The following is a 20,297-nucleotide window of genomic DNA, read 5'->3' as shown; positions in this document are numbered from 1 at the left end:
ATTAACCCTCCAGTTCTATTAGTAGTTTATGCGCTTTTTCAATATCTTGTTGTTGCGTTCCTTTATGGCCACCGTTTAATAAAAGAATGATTTTATTATTACGTACAGTGAAATAGATTCGATAACCTTTGCTAACAAAAATCCGCATTTCTTGTACCGGTGTTCCGACACTTTTTATATCTCCAAAGTTGCCATTTTCAGCCCTCATAATTCGCATTAATATAGCTTTTTTTGCTGCCCTATCCTTTATTTTGGATAACCACTTGTCAAAAAGTAATGTTTTTTCAATTGAATATTTCATAACTCACATTGTAGCCCACAGGATACGGTGTGTAAAGTTATTCCATAGCCACAATTGAAAGGATATTTATTAGAGGAAGTGAATCATGAGGGAAGTTTTTAAAAACTTTCATAGCTCGATTATGAAAGCCGATTTAGAGAGAATAATAGGCTATCTAACATAAGCGTCATTACATGCACTCCTAAATACGATCAATTAATTGATCGTATTTTTACATAATCAGCCATTTAACCTAACCATAAAATGCTCATTTTACGACCCACAATGGCGCCTAAATCCCCAATAACGTTCTAGAATATTTTGGCAGGTATGTTTTTATTAAAAAACAGATAAATAGGCTACCGAAAATAGAAAGTAACAGGGTCGATATATATAAAATAATCCTATCAAGCCCTAGTAACTCTTTTAATAGAATTGTTGAAGCGAGTAAAAAATAATAGTGTATAAAAAATACGCCAAAGGAATATTTAGCTAATACATCTAATACTTTAATTTTAACATTTTTGCTTTCAAGCATCATAAAAAAGGACAAAAAGAAGAGTATTGAAAATATTTTTTGAACTTCGGAAAAATTAATAAAAAAAGATCCATAATGGACTTTAAAGTGAACAAATATTAATGAAGGAATAAATGTTATTACGGATATAGTGACTGCATTTTTATAGATGTAATGCTCATTCTTTTTACAACACATACCAAACAACCACACACCTAAATAATGAATAAATTGGTGTGGAGCCCATTCCCCTCTTTTCGTTGTGAATGTGATTAATAAAAAGACAATCAGAAAACTATAAAAATACTTATTATTGCCAATCCCTTTAATGACATTTGAAAATAGAAAAAAAACTGAAATCATAGGTATAAACCACAGCGGAAAATTTAAAGCTCCCCCTTTAATGTAATGCCATATGAATCCATATTCTTGAAAAGGGACTTCAAAATCAACGATATAATAATCATTCTTACTATTTACGCAAAATAAGGAAAGCACATATATTATTGCTAATGTGGTGGTAAGGATAAGTAGGTAGGGGATGATAACATTTTTTATTTTACTGTTTAGATACTTTCTATAATCAAATCTATCAATCAAATGCCAGTACAAATATCCCGCAATAAAAATAAAAAAGGCTGTCCCATTTTGAACAAATTCATGCCAGTATATATAGTAATTACTGGTCATGTTTGAAGGTGGCATGTGAGTAAGCACCACAAAAATAATTGCGATTCCTCTAAACCAATTTATTGAGTGCAGAAATTTATTCATTACATTTATCTTACATAAAATTGATCTATTATATATCAGGTCAATTTTAAATTTCACTTATTTTATATCATCCTCATTGTCTATTCAGTGACAGGGCTTTCTCAAAGTAACCATTCGCCTAACAATAAATGGTCTATTCTGTTGGTTCCTCAGTTTCTGACATCGGTTCTAGAATAAGACGAATTTCTTCGCCATTTTTAAAAATATCTTCTAATGAATGCATGTAAACATCTGCATTATTGTCTTCCGTTTCTTGATATTTACCTCTTTTTGGCAAATATCGACTCCACGCTTTACTCGCATCAGGATGAACAAGAAATTCATTATCTGCATCCACTAAATAAACCTTAAAGTCAGTTGAATTGAGCAAATGGCTTATCACCGGACTCATTTCTAAATTAATAATAACCATACCCGAAAATTTACCATCCAAATAAACCGGTGAGGCAACCCGGAATGTAGGATTGATAACTTCTTCAATAACGCCTTGCTCTACATTTAAATCAAGAGGCGAATGCCAAAGACCGCCATTAACTATCTTTTTAACTTGTTTAAAATATCCTCGATTACTTTTATCTTGTAGGTCATCTTTGCTTATAAGCGTCGGAACCGTTACACTTTTAGGATGATCAATTCGTATTTTTTCTTTACCTGATGCATCAATAAAACGCACTTGCATATAATCATTATTAACACCTGAAACAGTTAAAAATAATTGTTCAAGATTATCTTTATTAAGTTTGGTATTGGTAGACAAGTATTCCTTCATTAACGGGCTTTCAACTAACGACATAACTAATCGCTCTTGCTGATCAATAACATGCGCTAGATATTCTCTTTTAAATTCGATTGCCGTTAAGGCTTTTTCTTTTAACGTACGACCACTTTCTTCTCCATGTGCTTCAGAAATCGAAAAAGTGTTAAAAAAGCAGAAAAAAATGCCTATCAGCAAAAACTGCGTCTTATTAAATAACACATTTTTTTTGCTAACGACTGAAAAGAAAGGCTCCTTCCTTTGAGCTATTTCTTGGAGAATGTATTCGTTTTGCATGATCGCTTTCCTGTAATTAATAAGTGTAAATAATGATAAAGCCTTCTTATCTATAATTTTAAATACCCTTAATTTTGAATTTCTGCAGCATAAGTTCATCACTGCAGTTTAATCATAGCCATCAAACACGCTATGTATAGCCCTATATCAACTTGCTTAAGGTGAACCAATACGTAAAACACAAGAAATGAATACGTAGGTTCAGGAAAGCGTGATTAAATATTTAAATCAATCTTTTTGTTCTTTATTTTTGTACTTTAGTTATAACAGGTTACTATAAAATGTTAAGTATAACCCGCCCAAAATATGATATTATGTTTATATTTTGGTGTCTGTTTAATGAAAAAGCATATTCTTCTTATAAATTTATTATTTCTTGGGGCCTGTACCTCCTCACCTAATTTACCCTCTGCAAATTACGATAGAAGTCATGAAGAATTTAACCTTAATGCTAATAATTCAGGATTTTCCATCACGAATTACGCGTCTATTTTAGCAGCGGCAGAGCAAGGAAATCCTCAGGCACAATTTTACCTTGGCATGATGCTTGATACAGGACGAGGCATTCAACAAGATACTACCTGATATTCCGCACCGGTTTTAAGAATAAATTTGCCTGTATCTATCCCCCAGGCAATCAACAATAACTTGTTGCCGTTCTTGCCAATTTACTACCATAGGCGACTGGCTTTCCAGGTAGATTATCGTAACTCCTTGGAAGCATTGAAATACCCAGCGAGCGGTTGGATTCTGGGAAGGCTTTTTCTTTTGATCCGGGAAGTAAAGGTCTTTTTCCTTTAGCTTTTTGCGGATCAGATGCTCTAAGGAAGCGTATACCATCAAACAGGAAGTCATTACCATTAACAGCGCTTCTATTCGCTCTGGCTTTTTGATGAAAATTGAGCTTGTTAAGAAATCCGGACTTTTTAAAAAACGGAACCCTTTTTCAACTGATTGCTGCTCTTTATAAGTTTTAAGCACCTTATCCATTGTCAGGCTTTCATCAAGATCATTTGTTGCAATAATAAAGAAACCTAATTGTTTAAGTGCATTATCCCTTCTATCAAGAGGAGTAAATAAATTCCCTGTTATTTTGTATTCAACTCGCTCGGGAGCTTGCCCTTTTTTAGGTTGTCCTTTCTTGCCATAGATAGGGATCTCAACGGTTTCATCAATAACATCACAGTAAACTTGTTTCTTTCTCCACAACTCAACGGCTTGCTCTGCATCATGTTGACAGGCAAACCTTTGTTGTGAGAGTTTTTTAAAGGTCTTACGCTCCGCATCTGCTTTCTTCAGCATGCGTTTTGTTAAACTATGTGTTTCACGCTTTCTCGCTTGTTCACTGCGGATCAATAGCCACCTCTGCTTTATATCGCTGTAAGTCGATTGGTGCCAAGCTCCTGAGTAACCATTCCCCATATTTTTAAAATCAAGTTCAGAAGCCTGATTAATAAGGACTTTAGCTTCCCTCAATTTATGTGGGACACGCGTGATAAATAACTGATTTAGTTCATCCAACTCAGTAATGGTATCTTGCACATATAAGGCTGCATCTGCCACTAAATAACGGCAGGACTGCGCGGCTTTTAGACTTTTTATATGGGATTTGACTATCTCCTTGAATCCTTCCATATCATTAATGTTGCCACTGGCTGGCTTCATATAAACTGGGATCCCGGATTGGTTCTCACAAATCAGGTTGAGTACGACCTGATTAAGTTCAGGACGATGATCACGTGAATAGCCTTTGGTAATTTGAATAGGGTTAAGATCATCTTCATCATCGGATAACTTTTCCATACCATCGTAGTGAAAGCTTGTTGAGTCGAGATGAACAGAGTTGCATGGTAGCCCTAAGTGTTTAATAACAGCTTCACCTATATCTTGGTATAGTGATGAAACACCATGTTCGTATAGTGCATCAAGGCAACGACCTAACGCATCATCATTGATGTATTCAGCTTTTACTTCAGGGGCAATCAGACGGTCTAATGGTTTATCAGAAAAATACTCGCGATACATATGCAGTGTTCTGCCGGTAAATCCCAACCCATTGATTATCATAGCAATGAATAAGTTACCGAAACTTATTTTCCGCTGTTCACTTGTGCCAAGTGCTTGATCGATGATATTGGCAAGCTTGATTTCCTTACAAAATCCAGCAACTAATCCATGGTGTTCAAGTGATTTCGTGTATGGGTAAGTCATGATTTATCTCTTTGAAAAGAAAGTAATAGATCAAAATTGAGGATCCCGGTCAACAATTTTTTGAAATATCTGGATGTTTCGCTAGCCAGATCACGATTTCATAGCCATTTCATAGCCAATAGTAATAAAAATTCAGGTGCGGAATAACAGATACTACTAACGCGCTGATTTGGTATAAAAAGTCAGCACAACAAGGCTACCCCGACGCACAGTTCACACTCGGGATAAAATACGATCACGGCAGAGGTGTAGAAGAAGATAACAGCGAAGCTGTAAAGTGGTACCAAAAAGCAGCAGAACAAGGTTTTGCACAAGCTCAGGTAAACCTTGGCACAATGTATCGTTATGGCGAAGGTATCGAAAAAGATCAGAAAATGGCTGTTAATTGGTACCGAAAAGCGGCAGAACAGGGGCGTCCATTTGGTCAGGTCAATTTAGGCTTTATGTATAATTATGGCATTGGTATCACTAAAGACGAAGAACAAGCTGTCTACTGGTATCTTCAAGCGGCCAATCAAGGCAATGCAACAGCACAAAACAATTTAGGAATAATGTATCAACATGGTACAGGTGTAACGCAAAGTGATCAGCTATCGGCAAACTGGTATCGAAAAGCAGCAGAGCAAGGCCACGCTGAAGCACAAAACAGTTTAGGTTCAATGTACCTATCTGGTGAGGGGGTTGCTCAAAGTGACCTCGAAGCCGTCAATTGGTATCAACAGTCAGCCCAGCAAAATTTCGCAAATGGACAAGTTAATTTAGGCATGATGTACCGTAACGGCAGAGGATTATCACGAGATAATCAGAAAGCAGCTCAATGGTATGAAAAGGCTGCAATACAAGGCAATACAAGGCAATACACTTGCATTATTTAGACTCGGAAATATGTACAAGGAAGGCATCGGTGTAGAGCAAAATGATTCACAAGCAGTGAGTTTATATACTAAAGCAGCTGAACAAGGCGATCCAAATGCACAGGTCAATCTCGGCCTTATGTATGATCATGGCAGAGGAGTAGATCAAAATTATAAACAAGCGATATATTGGTATCAAAAATCGGCTGAACAGGGCAACGATGCAGCGCAAAGAAATCTAGGGCTTATATATAATTATGGTAGAGGCGTCGCACAGGACTATCAGAAAGCATTATATTGGAATATTAAAAGTGCAAACCAAGGCAATGCAAATACACAAGTAAGCCTCGGTGTAATGTACGAGTATGGCAGAGGAACTGCTCAAGATTATAAACAAGCTACATATTGGTATCAAAAATCAGCGGATCAAAATAACGCTACCGCACAATCCAATTTAGGTAATATGTATAAACGTGGAAAGGGTGCAGAGCAAGATTTTCAGCAAGCACTAATCTGGTATAAAAAAGCGGCACAACAAGGTAATGCTGCCTCGCAATATAATTTAGGCGAAATGCATGAACAAGGCGAAGGTGTAGAAGTAGATGAGAAACAAGCATTAATTTGGTACCACAAATCAGCGGTACAAGGTAATACCGATGCACAAATTAAAATGGGTATTTTTTCTTTAAAAGACACAAGCGTACCGAAATATCTTGAAACATCCTACATGTGGTTTTATATCGCGAAACTCAATGGTACCGACACTCAAAAGGCATTGGGTATAATGGAAACCCAAATGACACAGGAACAAATAATAAAGGCAGAAAGTGACGGCAAAGCTTGCTTGGCATCTAACTATGTGAAATGCGATTAATTTAACAGCATTTACACATAGTTATTTTCAAATTATTGATTAACTAATGTTAGCCAGATATTGTTATTTAATCTGGCTATCGTTAAATCAAACGTTCGCTAACGCATCATCAATCGCAGCGACTAACACATCTGCCTGTTCCGTTGTCAGTGTTAACATAGGACTTAAACATAATGTATTGTTGTACTTTTTAAATGAACGGTTAGTTCGACCAATTAATACGCCATTTTCCGCACAATGAGCAACAATCTTCATCAAAAAGGTTTCTTCCATTGGTTCTTTAGTCACCCTATCTTTAACTATTTCTAAACCAAGAAATAAACCTTTACCACGCACATCACCGATAATTTCATGCTTATCCATCAACAAGGCTAATTTACCTTGCAGATAACCACCGACTTTTTCTGCATTTTCAATTAAACCTTCTTTTTCGATAATAGCGAGATTTTCCAGCGCAGCAGCAGGACCTGAAGTACAACCACCAAAGGTGCTAATATCACGGAAGTAACTTTCGCGCTCTTCAGGCTGATCGTTTAGTTTTTCGAAGATATCTTCGGTCACAACAGTACATGCAATCGCAGCATAAGCCGATGCAACGCCTTTTGCCATGGTGACAATGTCTGGGCGTACATCAAAATGCTGATAACCAAACCATTTACCCGTTCTACCTAATCCGCATACCACTTCATCAACATGCATAAGAATATTGTATTTACGGCATAGTGTTTCAACACCTTTAAAGTAACCTTCTGGTGGCACAATAACACCACCACCCGCTGTAATGGGCTCAACCACAATCGCACCAATCGTTTCAGGATCTTCGGCTAAAATCACTTTTTCAAGTGCTTCAAGCGATAATTCGGTGTAGTTATCAACCTCACCGTACTGACTACGGTACTCACAACAGTGCGGAAACTCAACAAACCCAGGAGTAAAAGGACCATATTGATTTTTACGCTCTTCCTGACCCGAAGAACTTAAACAAGTAATTGATGTGCCATGGTAATCACGATCACGGTAAAGAATTTTTGATTTTTTAGCACCGTACACTTTTGCCGAAATCTGACGCACCATTTTATAGGCTTTTTCATTGGCTTCAGATCCGGAATTTGAAAAGTAAACACGACTCAAGCCTGGCATTAAACTCAATAACTTACCGGCAAATTTACTCGATACAGGAGTTGCCGATGAGCCAGCACAATAATTAAGCGTAATGAGGTTTTGTTTAACTGCTTCAGCAATGGTTTCTCGACCATAACCGACATTCACACACCATACACCGCCAGAAGTCCCATCAAGAAAACGTTTTCCATTTGAATCCCAGAGGTAACTCCCCTCACCTTTTACAAACATCGGGGCTTGTTTCTTATGCGCATGCTGCGTCATATGATGCCAAACATGTGCTGAGTCTAATTCCATTAAGTCATCTAAATTTTCATTATTCATTGTTGGCATTCCTTTTAATTTGAGTCTGGCGTACAAAAGCCGAAAGTTACGTTGACAGCATTTATCTCACGAGTGTAAGTTAAGTTAAATTCAAATTTACTTTACTTTGGTTATAGAAATGCAAAACTTAAAAAAGAAGCCTTTAGTTAATCAAATTACCGACTTTGATATCAAATCTCTGCGGTTATTCAAAACCGTTGTCGAATGTGGTGGATATACAGCGGCAGAATCCGTACTTGGCATCACTAAATCTGCGATTTCATTGCAAATGAGTGACTTAGAAAAACGCCTCAAAATGAAGTTATGCCATCGAGGACGTGGCGGTATAACGTTAACTGAAGAAGGCACTGCGGTATTGGCATCGGCAGAAATATTATTATCGTCGATTGAAGAATTTCGTAATGAAGTCAATGAGATAAATAAAGACTTTCGAGGCGAACTAAATATCGGATTAGTTAACAACTTAGTCAGTCAACCTGAAATGCTAATCACTAATACGCTCAGAAAAATACGCCAAATTAGCGATAAAATTAATATTAATATCACCATGTCGACACCCAATGATATCGAAAAAGGTATTGTCGACGGTCGATTCCACCTTGGGGCTATTCCTCCCTACAATCGATGCTCAGGTTTAGAATACCAACCACTTTATAGCGAACCTTATTTTCTTTATTGCAGTAATGACCACCCATTTTTTTCTGCTAAAAAAGTACTTATCGATGACTTAAAAGAAACCAATACAATTATAACCAATCATCGAATGACACCCGAAGCGATAGAAATGCACCAGCGTCTACGTTGTACTGCCACAGCTTCCGACCATGAAGGCGTTGCCTTTTTAATACTGACAGGAACTTATATTGGATTTTTACCCGAGCACTATGCAAAGTCCTGGATTAACAAAAATAGAATGCGCCCATTGCTACCTAAAACCTTTAGTTTTACTTCGGATATTAATTTGGTCTGCAAAAAGGGAATCAAACATAATCAACTGGTTAATCAATTTTTAGCGTTTATCAGCGAGTAGTTGATAACGAAAACTGAACGCGTAACCAACGCGAAAATTCGGTGACGGCTTTTGGTACTTTTAATGAGTAGGGACGAACGATAGAGATATTATTGGCAAATTCATTCATGATTTGCCAATCACTTAATACTTCTCGCAGTTCACCAGAATGTATCGCATCTTGCACACTAAAATCAGGCAGCATCGCAATACCTAAATCATTAATTGCAGCATCTCGAATGGCTTCACTATTGTTAGCTGCAAAAATGCCATTAATGGTGACCGATTCTATCTCTTCTGCTATTTTCTTTTTTTGAAACGTCCATTTTGGTACGTCAGTCCCTCTTGGGTAATAAATACAATCATGTTGATTTAAGTCAGAAGGTTTAACCGGTTCACTCCGCTTGTTTAGATATTCTGGCGATGCCACTAATAACACTCGCGTGGTACACAGAGGAATAGCGACACAAGTATCCGGAATGGTATCACTATGTCGAATAGCCAGATCAAAGCCATCACTCGCCAATGAAACGATATTATCGGACACTTCGAGTTGAATTCTCACCTGTGGGTAAATTTTTAAAAACTCACTAATTTTAGGCACTAAATGCTGACGGCCAAAGGCAACTGGCGCAGTCACACGAACGAGACCTCTTACGGGGCCATCGGTATCGCAAACTGAAAAAAAACTTTGTTCTATCTGTTCAAAGGGTTGTTTTAAATTATTGACTAACTCCTTGCCCGCTTCAGTTAACCTGACATTACGCGTTGTTCTCTGCACTAAAGCAATACCAGCGCGGTTTTCTAACTCTTTAATTTTCTGACTAATCGCTGATTTACTTATTTCTAAACGCTCGGCAGCACGGGTATAACTTTTTTGTTCATCCAACACCATTAACCAGTGTAAATGTGTCCAGAGGTTTTGAGCCATCTTATCTCTCCTTTATTGTTTAATATATTAAACAATAAGTTTAAATTAAGCACTTTTTGTTTTTATTTTTAAATGTAAGAATAAACTATCACTATTACAGGGAGCACTATTATGCCGTTATTACAGTTTGATATTATTGAAGGTCGTACAGACGAAGAGTTAAAAGAAGTTCTAGATACTGCCCACGCAGTTGTGTTAGATGTATTTAAAGTACCAGTGCGTGATCGCTACCAAATTGTTAATGAAAAGAAACCTAATCATATGGTGTTCGAAGATACTGGATTAGGTTTCTCTCGTACCAAAGATTTAATTATGTTGCGTGTATTTACTAGCCCAAGACCCGAAGAGCAAAAAGTTTTATTTATGAAGGAGTTGGCTGCCGCATTAGAAGAAAAGTGTGGCATTAAAGGTAATGACTTGATGATCTCCTTTTTCTCGAACACTCGGAATGATTGGAGCTTCGGCTTTGGTGAAGCACAGTATTATACTGGTACTTTATAAGCTTATTTCATTGGAATGGTGTGACTCATCACCATTCCAAACTCTTTTTATCACCCCTTCTACTGCACTCATTCCCCTTCTTTGTTAAACTATCGGCCACTAAAATAAAAGGAAAAAGCAATGGCCAACATTGATGAATACGATGTAAAAATATTAACGCTATTACAAGAAAATGGTCGTTTAACAAATCAAGAGCTCAGTGATATTGTCGGATTATCACCTTCTCAATGTTCACGCCGCCGCATTAGTTTAGAGCAACAGCAACTAATATTAGGCTATCACGCCCGTTTATCTCCCAAGGCACTGAAACAAGAAATAATGGCGATGATCGAAATTAAATTAACCAGTCATGAAGACGAAAATTCATCTCAATTTCATTCCTTTATCGCCAATGAGCAAACAATTATTGATGCTTATAAGACAACAGGTGAGGCTGATTACTCATTAAAAATGGTTGTCGAAGATTTAACCCATTTAAATGATCTGATTTCACGCTTATTCCAAACAAAATTAATTTCTCACATCAAAACATCAATCGTACTTGATCGCATTAAAGAAAATGGAATCGCGATATAAACCGAAATGACTCGACCTTTATTATATAGCCCCTATTAATAAGGCCACTTAGGTTTCATTCGCCATTAACAACCTCTCACTTTCACTCAAACCAATTAAAAATAACATCAAACTTGCACAAAACCATCACTGTGATATAAATAACGCACAACTTGCGCACCAAAAAAGAAAAGAGAAAATCAATGTCTGATGTCACATTCATGGAAGAAAAGAAGAAAACGGAACACCGTTGGTTTGAAGATGCAATGGCATTATTAATGGGAACCAGTTTGGTTTCTTTTGGGGTGCTATTTTTAAAACATGCAGGTTTGTTAACTGGTGGAACAGCAGGATTATCACTGTTACTACATTATAAATATGGTATTGCCTTCGGTATTGTCTTTTTTCTGATTAACCTTCCTTTTTATTACTTAGCTATTCGTCGCATGGGTTTGGCCTTTACAATCAAAACCTTTACGGCTGTTTTTTTAGTCTCCACCTTTTCATCATTACATGATAAATTTATTACCATTCAAGATCTTAACCCACTCTACGCCGCTATTTTTGGTGGCTTTATTTTTGGTGTCGGCTTTATTATTCTATTCCGTCATAAAGCAAGCTTGGGTGGTTTTAATATTCTAGCGTTATATTTACAAGATCGATTTTCAATTAAAGCTGGATGGTTATTAATGGGCGTTGATATCACTATCATGCTAATTTCATTATCAATTGTATCCACATATCAATTAATATTATCTATTTTTTGCGGTTTAGTACTTAATCTTATAATTGCATTAAATCATCGACAAGATCGCTATACCGTTTAACTGGAGAAAACACCATGCTTAGCCATGTAACCCCCTATGCCGGCGACCCTATTTTATCTTTAATGGAAACATTTATAACCGATAGCCGAAGTGATAAAGTCAATCTCAGCATCGGCTTATACTATGATGAAGCAGGTAACATTCCGACGTTAAAAAGTGTTCAACAAGCAGAGAAGACATACAGTAAAACCACCCACGAGCCTTGCCTATATCTTCCAATGGAAGGTGCAGCCCCCTTTCGCCAAGCAGTACAAACATTAGTATTTGGAGAGCATCACCCAGCCTTGCTTGAACATAGAATAACCACAATTCAAACATTAGGGGGTTCCGGTGCATTAATGATTGGGGCTGACTTTTTAAAGCATTACTTTCCAAGCTCAACCGTATGGGTCAGCGATCCCACTTGGGAAAACCATAATGCAATTTTTGGTGGTGCGGGTTTTGACGTAGACCATTACCCTTATTATGACGCAAACCATTGCACCTTAAATTTTAAAGGTATGTTAGAAAAACTAAACTCTCTACCAGAAAAAGACATTGTGTTACTTCATCCTTGTTGCCATAACCCCACTGGAATTGATTTAACCACCGAACAATGGGACACCGTCATCGCACTATTAGAAAAACGCCAATTAATTCCATTTTTTGATATGGCTTATCAAGGTTTTGGTGATGATCTGGCGCGTGATTCCTATGTAATAACGGCGTTGGCTGAGCGTACTTCAATGACTTTTTTAGTCAGTAATTCGTTCTCAAAAACCTTTTCGCTTTATGGTGAACGGGTTGGCTGGCTTTCACTCGTATGCGAAGATGCCGAGACCGCAACACGTGTACTCGGACAACTTAAAGCAACGGTACGTCGCAATTATTCAAGTCCCGCGAAATATGGAGCATCTTTAGTTTCGAACATTCTCAATGATGACACCTTAAATCAACAGTGGTTAGGTGAAGTTGAAACCATGCGAACACGTATTGATTCAATGCGTCAGCACTTACATCAACAATTAAAATCCATAGCACCGCAGAAAGACTTTAACTTTTTAATCGAGCAAAAAGGCATGTTTAGTTACACTGGTTTTAGCCACCAGCTGGTCGATCAACTTCGAGAAAACCACGGTATATATTTAATTGCCAGTGGCCGCATGTGTTTGGCCGGTTTAAACCCGTCTAACATTAATAAAGTCGCCCAGGCTTTTGCTGCACTATAAAATATCTCTTTTCTACAAAACCGCTTTTCCAGCAAGCGGTTTTATTTTTTATAAATCATATCAATAGGATTATTTATGCCTAAAATACTGCGATCGAATGAATTAAAAGATTATCTTTTCCTTATTATTGGCTCTTTAATCATCGCGTTATCCGTTGTGTTATTTTTTCTCCCCAATAATTTTACAACGGGTGGAACGCCGGGTATGGCAATCCTCCTCCATCATTTAACAGGGTTATCAATTAGTACATTAGTTATTGTGATTAATGCGCCACTGTTAATTTGGGGAGCAAAATACATTGGCAAAAGATTTGCGGTAAAAACAATTGTTACAATTCTTTTTATGTCTTTATTTATTAAGTTTTTCGGTCAAATTTTTATTGATCTGGCTATCACTCAAAATATATTGCTTGCGTCGTTATTTGGCGGTGTATTTATGGGGATCGGTGTAGGCTTAATAATCAAAGGTAATTCGAGTGCTGGTGGCTCAACCATTATAGCGATTGTCGCTAAAAAAACATCCAATATAAAGCCCGCCAACGTCATTCTAATTATTGATATGTTAATTATCATTTGCTCTATTTTTATTTTTAAAGATGTAGAAAAAGCGCTTTGGAGCATAATTAGTATTTATGCTACATCAAAAGCGATTGATATTATCTTAACGGGTACCTTAACCACTAAAGTCATTCATATCACAACCGACAACGCAGAAGAATTAAGTGCTGCTATTTTTGATAACTTAGAAGAAAAAGGCACCATTTTAAGAGGAGAAGGACTTAAAAATAAGGAAGAAAAAAAAGTTATCTTTTTGGTTATGGATATTAAAAAGATCCCACGTCTAAAGGAAATTATCGAGCAAACAGATGATCAAGCCTTTCTGTTAGTCATGGAAGCCTCTGAGATATTAGGACGAGGACATTAATAAATAATTATTATCACGCCCATATAAGCCCAGAGTGCCATTCAAGCTCTAGCTACATCAGACTGAATGGCAATCAACATCTAACAGTATAATGATAAAACACAACTAATAGCGCTTTTTTTAGGCATTTATTCTGATATTGGCTAAACTTAAACCACATAGAGGATGAATATGCCAAGGAGTCTATTATGCACTTTAAATCAATTCGTGAATTTTTAGGTTACATAGAAGAATGCCACATCGCACTCGTTGAGCTATACAAACGCCTAAGTGTGGAATCTAACGACGACAAGGTTAGATTACTACTTTATTTTTTAGAGAATAAAGAACAATTATCCTATCAATATATCCATGATTACGTACAACAAGCGCCCCCTTATATCCTTGAAACTTGGGTCGACAATATTTTTGATAAAAGTTTTCCATTACGTTGCCAACAACTTCGACTGCAAGCCAATATAAGCATCGATGATGTCATCGGATTAGCCATGACCTTTGACTCACAATTAATTGAATTACTTCAAGATTCTGCCTATAAATCACCAACGGTAGCATCCCAGCAAGCATTACAAAGTATAACGACACAAGAACAACAAACATTGCATCAAGTCATCATGGCACGTAGTGAGTTTGAATACATGTAAATGCTTATCATTAGCCTTTGTTATCACTCAACTAAGGCTTCATTATCAAAAATTCATCCGACCAGCGTTTTTGATCTAAAAAAACAGAAAAAACCTTCCTTTCATTGATCTTTTCCATACTTTTTATATTACAAAATATATACTAGCAAACTTTATTTTTACGGGATAATTACCTATAGGCGCTATCACTCGAGATAACCAATATATTTTAATTTTCTCTATATATTTCGCATAACTACTTTTAAAACCAATCAATGGAATACTTATAATGACGAGCACTTCGAGAGCCCAATTCTCATCCAAATTCGGCTTTATCATGGCAGCAGCAGGATCTGCCGTTGGATTAGGCAATATTTGGGGCTTCCCAACGCAAGCAGCGAGTAATGGTGGTGCTGTATTTTTATTTGTTTACATCGCCATGGTGTGTTTGCTGGCTTTTCCGATGTTAGTAGCAGAATTAACCATTGGCCGTTATGGTCAATCGGATCCTATTGGTTCAATCAAAGCAATTTGGCCTAAAGGTAAAAAAGGTGCCGTATTACTTGGTCTTGCCGCAATGCTTACGGCTTCGTTTATTCTAAGTTTTTACGCTATTGTTGCAGGGTGGTTAGTGGGCGCCTTTGCAGGCAGTGCATTTGAAATTGTAGGATTACAAAAAACCGCAGAATGGGTGAATAGCTTTGGATTGACTCGCAATTTATTGCTGATGGTTATTTTCATGTTAACCACCATGCACGTGGTTAAAAATGGTGTCCATGATGGTATTGAACGTTGGTCGACACGCCTAATGCCGGTATTATTTTTGCTATTTTTCGTGTTGATTATTTATATATTCACTCAGAATGGGGCAATGCAAGGTTTAGAAATGTACCTTGTTCCTAACTTTGCGCATTTCAGCCCTGAATTGTTCGTCAGCGCAATGGGACAAGCCTTCTTCTCGTTATCTCTAGGTTGCGGCACCATTATGGTATACGGCTCTTATTTAAGTAAAGACATCAATATTCCCAAAACAGCGGCGCAAGTGGCTGCGATTGATACGGTTGTTGCAATTGGTGCCGGTTTATTAATTTTACCTGCAATGTTCGTTGCGAAGGAGCACGGTGTACAAATATTCTCAGAGGCAGGCGAATTACTCAGTTCAGATACCTTAGTCTTTACTGTATTGCCAGCTATGTTCGATACAATGGGAGAAACGGGATTAGTCGTTAGTTTAATATTCTTTCTATTAATGGTCATTGCAGCATTAACCTCTTCAATATCTATGTTAGAGGTACCGGTTGCCAGTGCAATCGAAGCATTTAAATGTAAACGTACTACTGCCGTTTTGTCTATCGGTGGTCTGATTACACTTATCGCCGCTATTATTGTGTTTAATTTTGGTGCTTTATTTGGCTTAGTCATTAAGGTTACCACGGTATACGGGCAACCTATTTTAGGTCTATTTTTAGCCTTATTGGTTGGCTGGGTCTGGAATCGTAATAAATTACTGGAAGAAATTAAGCAAGGCTACCCTGAACTAGAAACGAGTTTATTCTGGAAAATTTGGCCTGTTTACGTTCGTGTTGTTTGCCCTATTTTCATGTTATTAGTATTTTTTGCATAAAAATCAATAAGGTTGGTTATGTAATCCATGACCAACTTCCCCTTTTATCAGAATTTCTTTCCACGCTAAACAGAAAATCAATTTACATTTTTTTATTATCACGAAACTAGTCTTCCCCGCTTATAAACTGTAGAATTGCGCATATTTATTCGTCTGTCCCTATTGGTGATTTATCTATGAAAGCGCATATTCAGCAACTACTTGAACAAGCAATTGTTTCTCTACAATCTCAAAATATACTTCCTGAAGATATTCAACCGCGCATTGTTATTGATCGCACTAAAGATAAATCTCACGGCGATTTTGCCAACAACCTTGCATTAATGCTTGCGAAACCAGCGAAACAAAATCCACGTGCATTAGCAGAGTTGATTACTCAACACTTACCAGCCTCTGACTTAGTGAGTAAAACTGAAATTGCAGGCCCTGGTTTTATTAACTTTTTTATTAATCCAAATTTCTTGGAAAAACAAATAGATAATGCTTTTTCGGATACGCGTTTAAATGTTGAATTAACAGCAACACCACAAACCGTTGTGATTGATTATTCATCACCTAACCTTGCAAAAGAAATGCATGTTGGACACCTTCGTTCAACAATTATTGGTGATTCCGTTACGCGAACCCTAGAGTTTCAAGGACATCGCGTTATTCGTCAAAATCATGTTGGCGATTGGGGAACGCAATTTGGCATGCTACTCGCCTATATGGAAGAGCTACGAGCAAAAGGCGAAGAGATTAATAAAAACCTTGCTAATCTTGAAGTTTTTTACCGCGCTGCAAAGGGTCGTTTTGATGAATCAGAAACCTTTGCAAACCGTGCCCGTGACTTAGTGGTTGCATTACAAAGTGGTGATCAACAATGTTTAACATTGTGGAAAGAATTTAAAGATATCAGTATTGCACATTGCCAAGCAGCTTATGAGCGTTTAGGTGTTAGCTTAACCGTCGACGATGTACGCGGCGAAAGCGCATATAATAAAGACTTAGCAGTTGTGGTCAGTGATTTAGATGCCAAAGGATTATTGAAAGAAAGCCAAGGTGCGAAGTGTGTATTCTTAGACAGCTTTAAAAATAAAGACGGCGAACCATTACCCGTTATTATTCAAAAGAAAGATGGTGGTTTCTTATATGCAACATCAGATCTTGCCGCCATGCGTTACCGTCAAAATACGTTAGGTGCCGATCGCGTCCTGTATTTCGTCGATGCTCGTCAAGGATTACATTTCCAACAGGTATTTGAAGTAGCACGTATAGCTGGCTTCGTAAAACCAGAAACGTCACTTGAACATATGCCCTTTGGTACCGTTATGGGGGAAGACGGTAAACCGTTTAAAACCCGTGCAGGTTCAACACCTAAATTATCGGATTTATTAACGGAAGCTGAAGAACGCGCCTATGAATTGGTAAAAGAGAAAAACCAAGACATGTCCGAAGGTGAGCTTCGTCATATTGCCTCTGTGGTTGGTATCTCTTCCGTTAAATATGCTGACCTTTCTAAAAATCGTACAAGTGATTACACTTTTAGTTTCAATAGCATGTTAAGTTTCGAAGGCAATACAGCACCTTATTTATTATATGCTTACACACGTGTTAGCAGTATATTTAATAAAGCGGGTATTGAAATTGACAGTATTACCGCACCCGTCTCTTTAACGGAAGAAAAAGAGATCGACCTAGCTAATAAACTCATTCAATTTAATGAAATTATTAGCCAAGTTGCTAAACAAGGCATGCCACATGTCTTATGTTCATATCTATTTGAACTTGCTGGTCTATTTTCTAGTTTCTATGAAGCTTGCCCAATCTTAAGTGCAGAGACAGAGTCACAAAAGCTAAGCCGCTTAAAATTAGCTGCATTAACAGCAAAAACACTCAAACAAGGCTTATCACTACTTGGTATTAATACATTGGAACGCATGTAAACATGGCACCTGTTAATAAACGAAAACCAACCACTACGAAAAGAAAGCCTGCACGTAGAAGCCAAGCAGGTAAACGTAATCAACCTAAAAAGGGATTTCCTTTTTTAGCTGTTTTTGGCGCTATTTTATTAATGGGTTTTATCGGTTACTTTATGTTTGCCGTTGATAAACCAGAAGAAACACCTGTTGTTGCCACAAAACAGACGCCTGTAAAATCAGAAGATGAATTACCAGAAAAGCCTCAGCCAAAATGGGAATACGAAAGTATGCTCAAAACGAAAGAGGTTGTTGTTGATATTCCAGAGGAAAAAAAATCGACTCGTCCTTATCAAATGCAATGTGGTTCATTTCGTAATAAAGATGATGCTGAATCCTTAAAGGCAAAAATTGCTTTTCAAGGTTTAAATAGTATTGTGAAACATACTGGTAACTGGTACCGCGTTATTTTGGGTCCTTACGAACGAAAAAGATTAGCGGAAAAACAACGTCATCAATTACAACGCGCTAAAATTAATGGCTGCCAAATTTGGTATTGGCGTTAACAATATAAAAGCAGCTATTACTAATAGTAAAAGCTGCTTTTATTTATCCATGACCATTCATAATAAACCGAGTGGTCATGGGTATAATCCCTATGCTTTCGCTAACGTCCCTTCAAATACTATCTCTTCTTCTTTATTAAAACCTTCGTGTAGACGGTAGTAACGTTTATAAATGATTGCGCTTAACGTCATAAGTATAATCGGCAAACCAATCATCATCACTTCAATTCCCATAATCGTATCACTAGACTGCTCTACATTCGGAATATAACCCACCATAGACAAACCAACACCTACAATAAACGCACCAGCAGCACCGGCAAATTTAACCAGCATTGTTTGCACAGAGAAAATAACACTCTCACTGCGATGCCCTGTTTTATGTTCTCCATAATCAACAACATCAGCTAACATAACGGTTTGTAACGCATTGGCAATCCCAATACCAAATTTGATAGCAGCGCCCGACAACCCAATTAAAAACACATTTCCAGGGGTGATAATACCCATTGCAAGCAAAACGAAGCAAGATAAGATAGGGAAACCACAGGCGATTAACCACAGGTTTTTACGCGGAAGAAATGCCGCTAAACGTGGGAATAAAAAGACCCCAGAAACTTCAGCTGCCCCGGCAACCATCATGTAAATTGGGAATAACTCAGGGTTACCTAATGCGTAGGAAAAATAATAAATAGCAAAACCACCAACTAATAAGTTAGCCACTTGGAAAGACATAATGGTACCAATTAATGCTTTTAATTGGTCGTTTTTACCAATAATGGTTAATACATCTTTAAAACCAAATTTTTGTGCTGGTTTCGCAGTCACTTCTGCGGTTTTTTCTTTTACATTACGTGCAATTAATAATGCACTTAAAATAAATAACACCGCAATGATCATTGATACTTTAAAGAAACCTTCACCTTGATCGCCATCACCTAACACACCAACGATATATAAGCCGTATGAACCGGTAATAAACCACGCTAAGCTAGCGAAAAGACGTGGCCAAACAACCAATTTTTCACGTTCAGCACGAGAACTCGATAATGCAGGAATTAATGACCAATATGGAATATCCATAATCGTATAGGTCAATCCCCATAGAATATACATTGCAGTTGCATAGATATATAACGCAGTGCCTTCAAAGTAATGCGTACAAAAGAGCGCAACTAAGACACCGGCATTTAAAAATGTACCAATTAATATCCAAGGTCGAAACTTACCTAGTTTAGAACGTGTATTATCAACGATAACTCCCATCATAGGATCGGTAACTGCATCAATAATACGCGCAGCCAGAAAAATAGTACCTACAAATGCCGCTGGTAGACCTGCGACGTCGGTAAAATAAAACATTAAAAAGATATAGATAGGTGCGCAAGCAAAGTCTTTGCCTAACGCACCAACACCATAGGACATTTTGGTTTTTAGCGTAATATTATCAGACATGTATTTTCCTTCTAGCAAGTTACAGTTCTCGAATTAGAATCAGTAGGTCTCACTTGATTGATTAATTTATGCATTGAATATTACGTGCTGAATAAAAATAGTTCTGTGATCAACAACCATTTGTGTAAACGTTTCCACAAATAACATTAAAAAACTGATAGCGATC

At 37.3% G+C, this 20,297-nt stretch carries 20 protein-coding genes and 1 pseudogene; 14 read left to right on the top strand and 7 right to left on the bottom strand.

The genetic code is table 11. The features are described 5' to 3' along the window. Position 1: 1 nt before the first annotated feature. From ACR30L_RS00370 to ACR30L_RS00360, 3 genes are all read right to left on the bottom strand, one after another. Entirely contained in the window at positions 2-301 is a 300-nt protein-coding gene (locus ACR30L_RS00370; RefSeq protein ID WP_435236078.1) for a type II toxin-antitoxin system RelE/ParE family toxin, read from the bottom strand. A gap of 271 nt (positions 302-572) precedes the next feature. Then, complete coding sequence (locus tag ACR30L_RS00365; protein ID WP_435236077.1) at positions 573-1,571, bottom strand: acyltransferase family protein; 999 nt, start codon at positions 1,569-1,571, stop codon at positions 573-575. 133 nt (positions 1,572-1,704) lie between these two features. Continuing rightward, positions 1,705-2,622: a cache domain-containing protein gene (locus ACR30L_RS00360; protein ID WP_435236076.1), complete on the bottom strand. Its 918-nt coding sequence runs from the start codon at positions 2,620-2,622 to the stop codon at positions 1,705-1,707. Between the two features lie 339 nt (positions 2,623-2,961). On the opposite strand from ACR30L_RS00360, the gene ACR30L_RS00355 reads away from it, so the two are divergent. Next, on the top strand, positions 2,962-3,207 hold the full coding sequence (locus tag ACR30L_RS00355) for a hypothetical protein (RefSeq protein WP_435236075.1): 246 nt from the start codon (positions 2,962-2,964) through the stop codon (positions 3,205-3,207). Between the two features lie 15 nt (positions 3,208-3,222). Here the strand turns inward: ACR30L_RS00355 and ACR30L_RS00350 are convergent, their stop codons facing one another. Then, on the bottom strand, positions 3,223-4,833 hold the full coding sequence (locus ACR30L_RS00350; RefSeq protein ID WP_435235549.1) for an IS1634 family transposase: 1,611 nt from the start codon (positions 4,831-4,833) through the stop codon (positions 3,223-3,225). Between the two features lie 143 nt (positions 4,834-4,976). On the opposite strand from ACR30L_RS00350, the pseudogene ACR30L_RS00345 reads away from it, so the two are divergent. The 3 genes and pseudogenes from ACR30L_RS00345 to ACR30L_RS00335 form a co-directional block, all read left to right on the top strand. Continuing rightward, positions 4,977-5,090: pseudogene (locus tag ACR30L_RS00345) on the top strand (hypothetical protein); the annotation flags it as partial. A 78-nt stretch (positions 5,091-5,168) separates the two neighbouring features. Further along, a complete protein-coding gene (locus ACR30L_RS00340) occupies positions 5,169-5,708 on the top strand; it encodes a tetratricopeptide repeat protein (protein ID WP_435236074.1) in 540 nt (179 codons plus the stop codon). Then, positions 5,656-6,561: a tetratricopeptide repeat protein gene (locus ACR30L_RS00335; protein WP_435236073.1), complete on the top strand. Its 906-nt coding sequence runs from the start codon at positions 5,656-5,658 to the stop codon at positions 6,559-6,561. The genes ACR30L_RS00340 and ACR30L_RS00335 overlap by 53 nt, the downstream gene beginning before the upstream one ends. An 87-nt stretch (positions 6,562-6,648) precedes the next feature. Here ACR30L_RS00335 and ACR30L_RS00330 read toward each other — a convergent pair whose 3' ends face one another. Continuing rightward, positions 6,649-8,007, bottom strand: a complete 1,359-nt coding sequence (locus ACR30L_RS00330; RefSeq protein WP_435236072.1) for an aspartate aminotransferase family protein — start codon at positions 8,005-8,007, stop codon at positions 6,649-6,651. Positions 8,008-8,125: 118 nt separating this feature from the next. On the opposite strand from ACR30L_RS00330, the gene ACR30L_RS00325 reads away from it, so the two are divergent. Beyond that, positions 8,126-9,037 (top strand): LysR family transcriptional regulator, encoded by a 912-nt coding sequence (locus ACR30L_RS00325; RefSeq protein WP_435236071.1) that lies wholly within the window; start codon positions 8,126-8,128, stop codon positions 9,035-9,037. On the opposite strand, the gene ACR30L_RS00320 is transcribed toward ACR30L_RS00325, so the two are convergent. Next, complete coding sequence (locus ACR30L_RS00320; RefSeq protein ID WP_435236070.1) at positions 9,027-9,947, bottom strand: LysR family transcriptional regulator; 921 nt, start codon at positions 9,945-9,947, stop codon at positions 9,027-9,029. The two genes, ACR30L_RS00325 and ACR30L_RS00320, sit on opposite strands and share 11 nt — an antisense overlap. Positions 9,948-10,058: 111 nt before the next feature. Here ACR30L_RS00320 and ACR30L_RS00315 point away from each other — a divergent pair, with 111 nt between their 5' ends. The 9 genes from ACR30L_RS00315 (at position 10,059) to ACR30L_RS00275 (ending at position 18,676) form a co-directional block, all read left to right on the top strand. After that, positions 10,059-10,448, top strand: a complete 390-nt coding sequence (locus ACR30L_RS00315) for a tautomerase family protein (RefSeq protein WP_435236069.1) — start codon at positions 10,059-10,061, stop codon at positions 10,446-10,448. 120 nt (positions 10,449-10,568) lie between these two features. Continuing rightward, positions 10,569-11,024, top strand: a complete 456-nt coding sequence (locus ACR30L_RS00310) for an Lrp/AsnC family transcriptional regulator (protein WP_435236068.1) — start codon at positions 10,569-10,571, stop codon at positions 11,022-11,024. A gap of 182 nt (positions 11,025-11,206) precedes the next feature. Beyond that, the gene (locus ACR30L_RS00305; RefSeq protein WP_435236067.1) at positions 11,207-11,830 is read left to right on the top strand and encodes a YitT family protein; all 624 of its coding nucleotides are present in this window, start codon (positions 11,207-11,209) and stop codon (positions 11,828-11,830) included. A gap of 14 nt (positions 11,831-11,844) precedes the next feature. Beyond that, positions 11,845-13,038 (top strand): aromatic amino acid transaminase, encoded by a 1,194-nt coding sequence (locus ACR30L_RS00300; protein ID WP_435236066.1) that lies wholly within the window; start codon positions 11,845-11,847, stop codon positions 13,036-13,038. Between the two features lie 75 nt (positions 13,039-13,113). Next, positions 13,114-13,962, top strand: coding sequence for a YitT family protein (locus ACR30L_RS00295; protein WP_435236065.1), 849 nt, complete (start codon positions 13,114-13,116; stop codon positions 13,960-13,962). A 188-nt stretch (positions 13,963-14,150) separates the two neighbouring features. Next, positions 14,151-14,606, top strand: a complete 456-nt coding sequence (locus ACR30L_RS00290; protein ID WP_435236064.1) for a hypothetical protein — start codon at positions 14,151-14,153, stop codon at positions 14,604-14,606. 268 nt (positions 14,607-14,874) lie between these two features. Further along, the gene (locus tag ACR30L_RS00285) at positions 14,875-16,209 is read left to right on the top strand and encodes a sodium-dependent transporter (RefSeq protein WP_435236063.1); all 1,335 of its coding nucleotides are present in this window, start codon (positions 14,875-14,877) and stop codon (positions 16,207-16,209) included. Positions 16,210-16,385: 176 nt separating this feature from the next. Further along, positions 16,386-18,134 (top strand): arginine--tRNA ligase, encoded by a 1,749-nt coding sequence (gene argS, locus ACR30L_RS00280; RefSeq protein WP_435236062.1) that lies wholly within the window; start codon positions 16,386-16,388, stop codon positions 18,132-18,134. Positions 18,135-18,136: 2 nt separating this feature from the next. After that, positions 18,137-18,676 carry an SPOR domain-containing protein gene (locus tag ACR30L_RS00275; RefSeq protein ID WP_435236061.1) on the top strand — a complete coding sequence of 180 codons (540 nt, stop codon included), beginning with the start codon at positions 18,137-18,139 and terminating at the stop codon, positions 18,674-18,676. Positions 18,677-18,766: 90 nt separating this feature from the next. On the opposite strand, the gene melB is transcribed toward ACR30L_RS00275, so the two are convergent. Further along, positions 18,767-20,131, bottom strand: coding sequence for a melibiose:sodium transporter MelB (melB, locus tag ACR30L_RS00270; protein WP_435236060.1), 1,365 nt, complete (start codon positions 20,129-20,131; stop codon positions 18,767-18,769). Positions 20,132-20,297 lie beyond the last annotated feature (166 nt).

It is taken from the genome of Psychromonas saccharinae (assembly GCF_051201515.1).
In the GTDB taxonomy this organism is placed as follows: domain Bacteria; phylum Pseudomonadota; class Gammaproteobacteria; order Enterobacterales; family Psychromonadaceae; genus Psychromonas.
This window is presented reverse-complemented; position numbering and strand designations above follow the sequence as displayed.

Bases quoted from the DNA above. Each gene is read 5' to 3' on its own strand.
- ACR30L_RS00365 (WP_435236077.1), bottom strand. From the start codon at position 1,571: ATGAATAAATTTCTGCACTCAATAAATTGGTTTAGAGGAATCGCAATT.
- ACR30L_RS00320 (WP_435236070.1), bottom strand. From the start codon at position 9,947: ATGGCTCAAAACCTCTGGACACATTTACACTGGTTAATGGTGTTGGAT.
- ACR30L_RS00325 (WP_435236071.1), top strand. From the start codon at position 8,126: ATGCAAAACTTAAAAAAGAAGCCTTTAGTTAATCAAATTACCGACTTT.
- ACR30L_RS00285 (WP_435236063.1), top strand. From the start codon at position 14,875: ATGACGAGCACTTCGAGAGCCCAATTCTCATCCAAATTCGGCTTTATC.
- ACR30L_RS00335 (WP_435236073.1), top strand. From the start codon at position 5,656: ATGAAAAGGCTGCAATACAAGGCAATACAAGGCAATACACTTGCATTA.
- argS (WP_435236062.1), top strand. From the start codon at position 16,386: ATGAAAGCGCATATTCAGCAACTACTTGAACAAGCAATTGTTTCTCTA.
- ACR30L_RS00275 (WP_435236061.1), top strand. From the start codon at position 18,137: ATGGCACCTGTTAATAAACGAAAACCAACCACTACGAAAAGAAAGCCT.
- ACR30L_RS00305 (WP_435236067.1), top strand. From the start codon at position 11,207: ATGTCTGATGTCACATTCATGGAAGAAAAGAAGAAAACGGAACACCGT.
- ACR30L_RS00310 (WP_435236068.1), top strand. From the start codon at position 10,569: ATGGCCAACATTGATGAATACGATGTAAAAATATTAACGCTATTACAA.
- ACR30L_RS00330 (WP_435236072.1), bottom strand. From the start codon at position 8,007: ATGAATAATGAAAATTTAGATGACTTAATGGAATTAGACTCAGCACAT.
- ACR30L_RS00350 (WP_435235549.1), bottom strand. From the start codon at position 4,833: ATGACTTACCCATACACGAAATCACTTGAACACCATGGATTAGTTGCT.
- ACR30L_RS00290 (WP_435236064.1), top strand. From the start codon at position 14,151: ATGCACTTTAAATCAATTCGTGAATTTTTAGGTTACATAGAAGAATGC.
- ACR30L_RS00295 (WP_435236065.1), top strand. From the start codon at position 13,114: ATGCCTAAAATACTGCGATCGAATGAATTAAAAGATTATCTTTTCCTT.
- ACR30L_RS00360 (WP_435236076.1), bottom strand. From the start codon at position 2,622: ATGCAAAACGAATACATTCTCCAAGAAATAGCTCAAAGGAAGGAGCCT.
- melB (WP_435236060.1), bottom strand. From the start codon at position 20,131: ATGTCTGATAATATTACGCTAAAAACCAAAATGTCCTATGGTGTTGGT.
- ACR30L_RS00340 (WP_435236074.1), top strand. From the start codon at position 5,169: ATGTATCGTTATGGCGAAGGTATCGAAAAAGATCAGAAAATGGCTGTT.
- ACR30L_RS00315 (WP_435236069.1), top strand. From the start codon at position 10,059: ATGCCGTTATTACAGTTTGATATTATTGAAGGTCGTACAGACGAAGAG.
- ACR30L_RS00300 (WP_435236066.1), top strand. From the start codon at position 11,845: ATGCTTAGCCATGTAACCCCCTATGCCGGCGACCCTATTTTATCTTTA.
- ACR30L_RS00370 (WP_435236078.1), bottom strand. From the start codon at position 301: ATGAAATATTCAATTGAAAAAACATTACTTTTTGACAAGTGGTTATCC.
- ACR30L_RS00355 (WP_435236075.1), top strand. From the start codon at position 2,962: ATGAAAAAGCATATTCTTCTTATAAATTTATTATTTCTTGGGGCCTGT.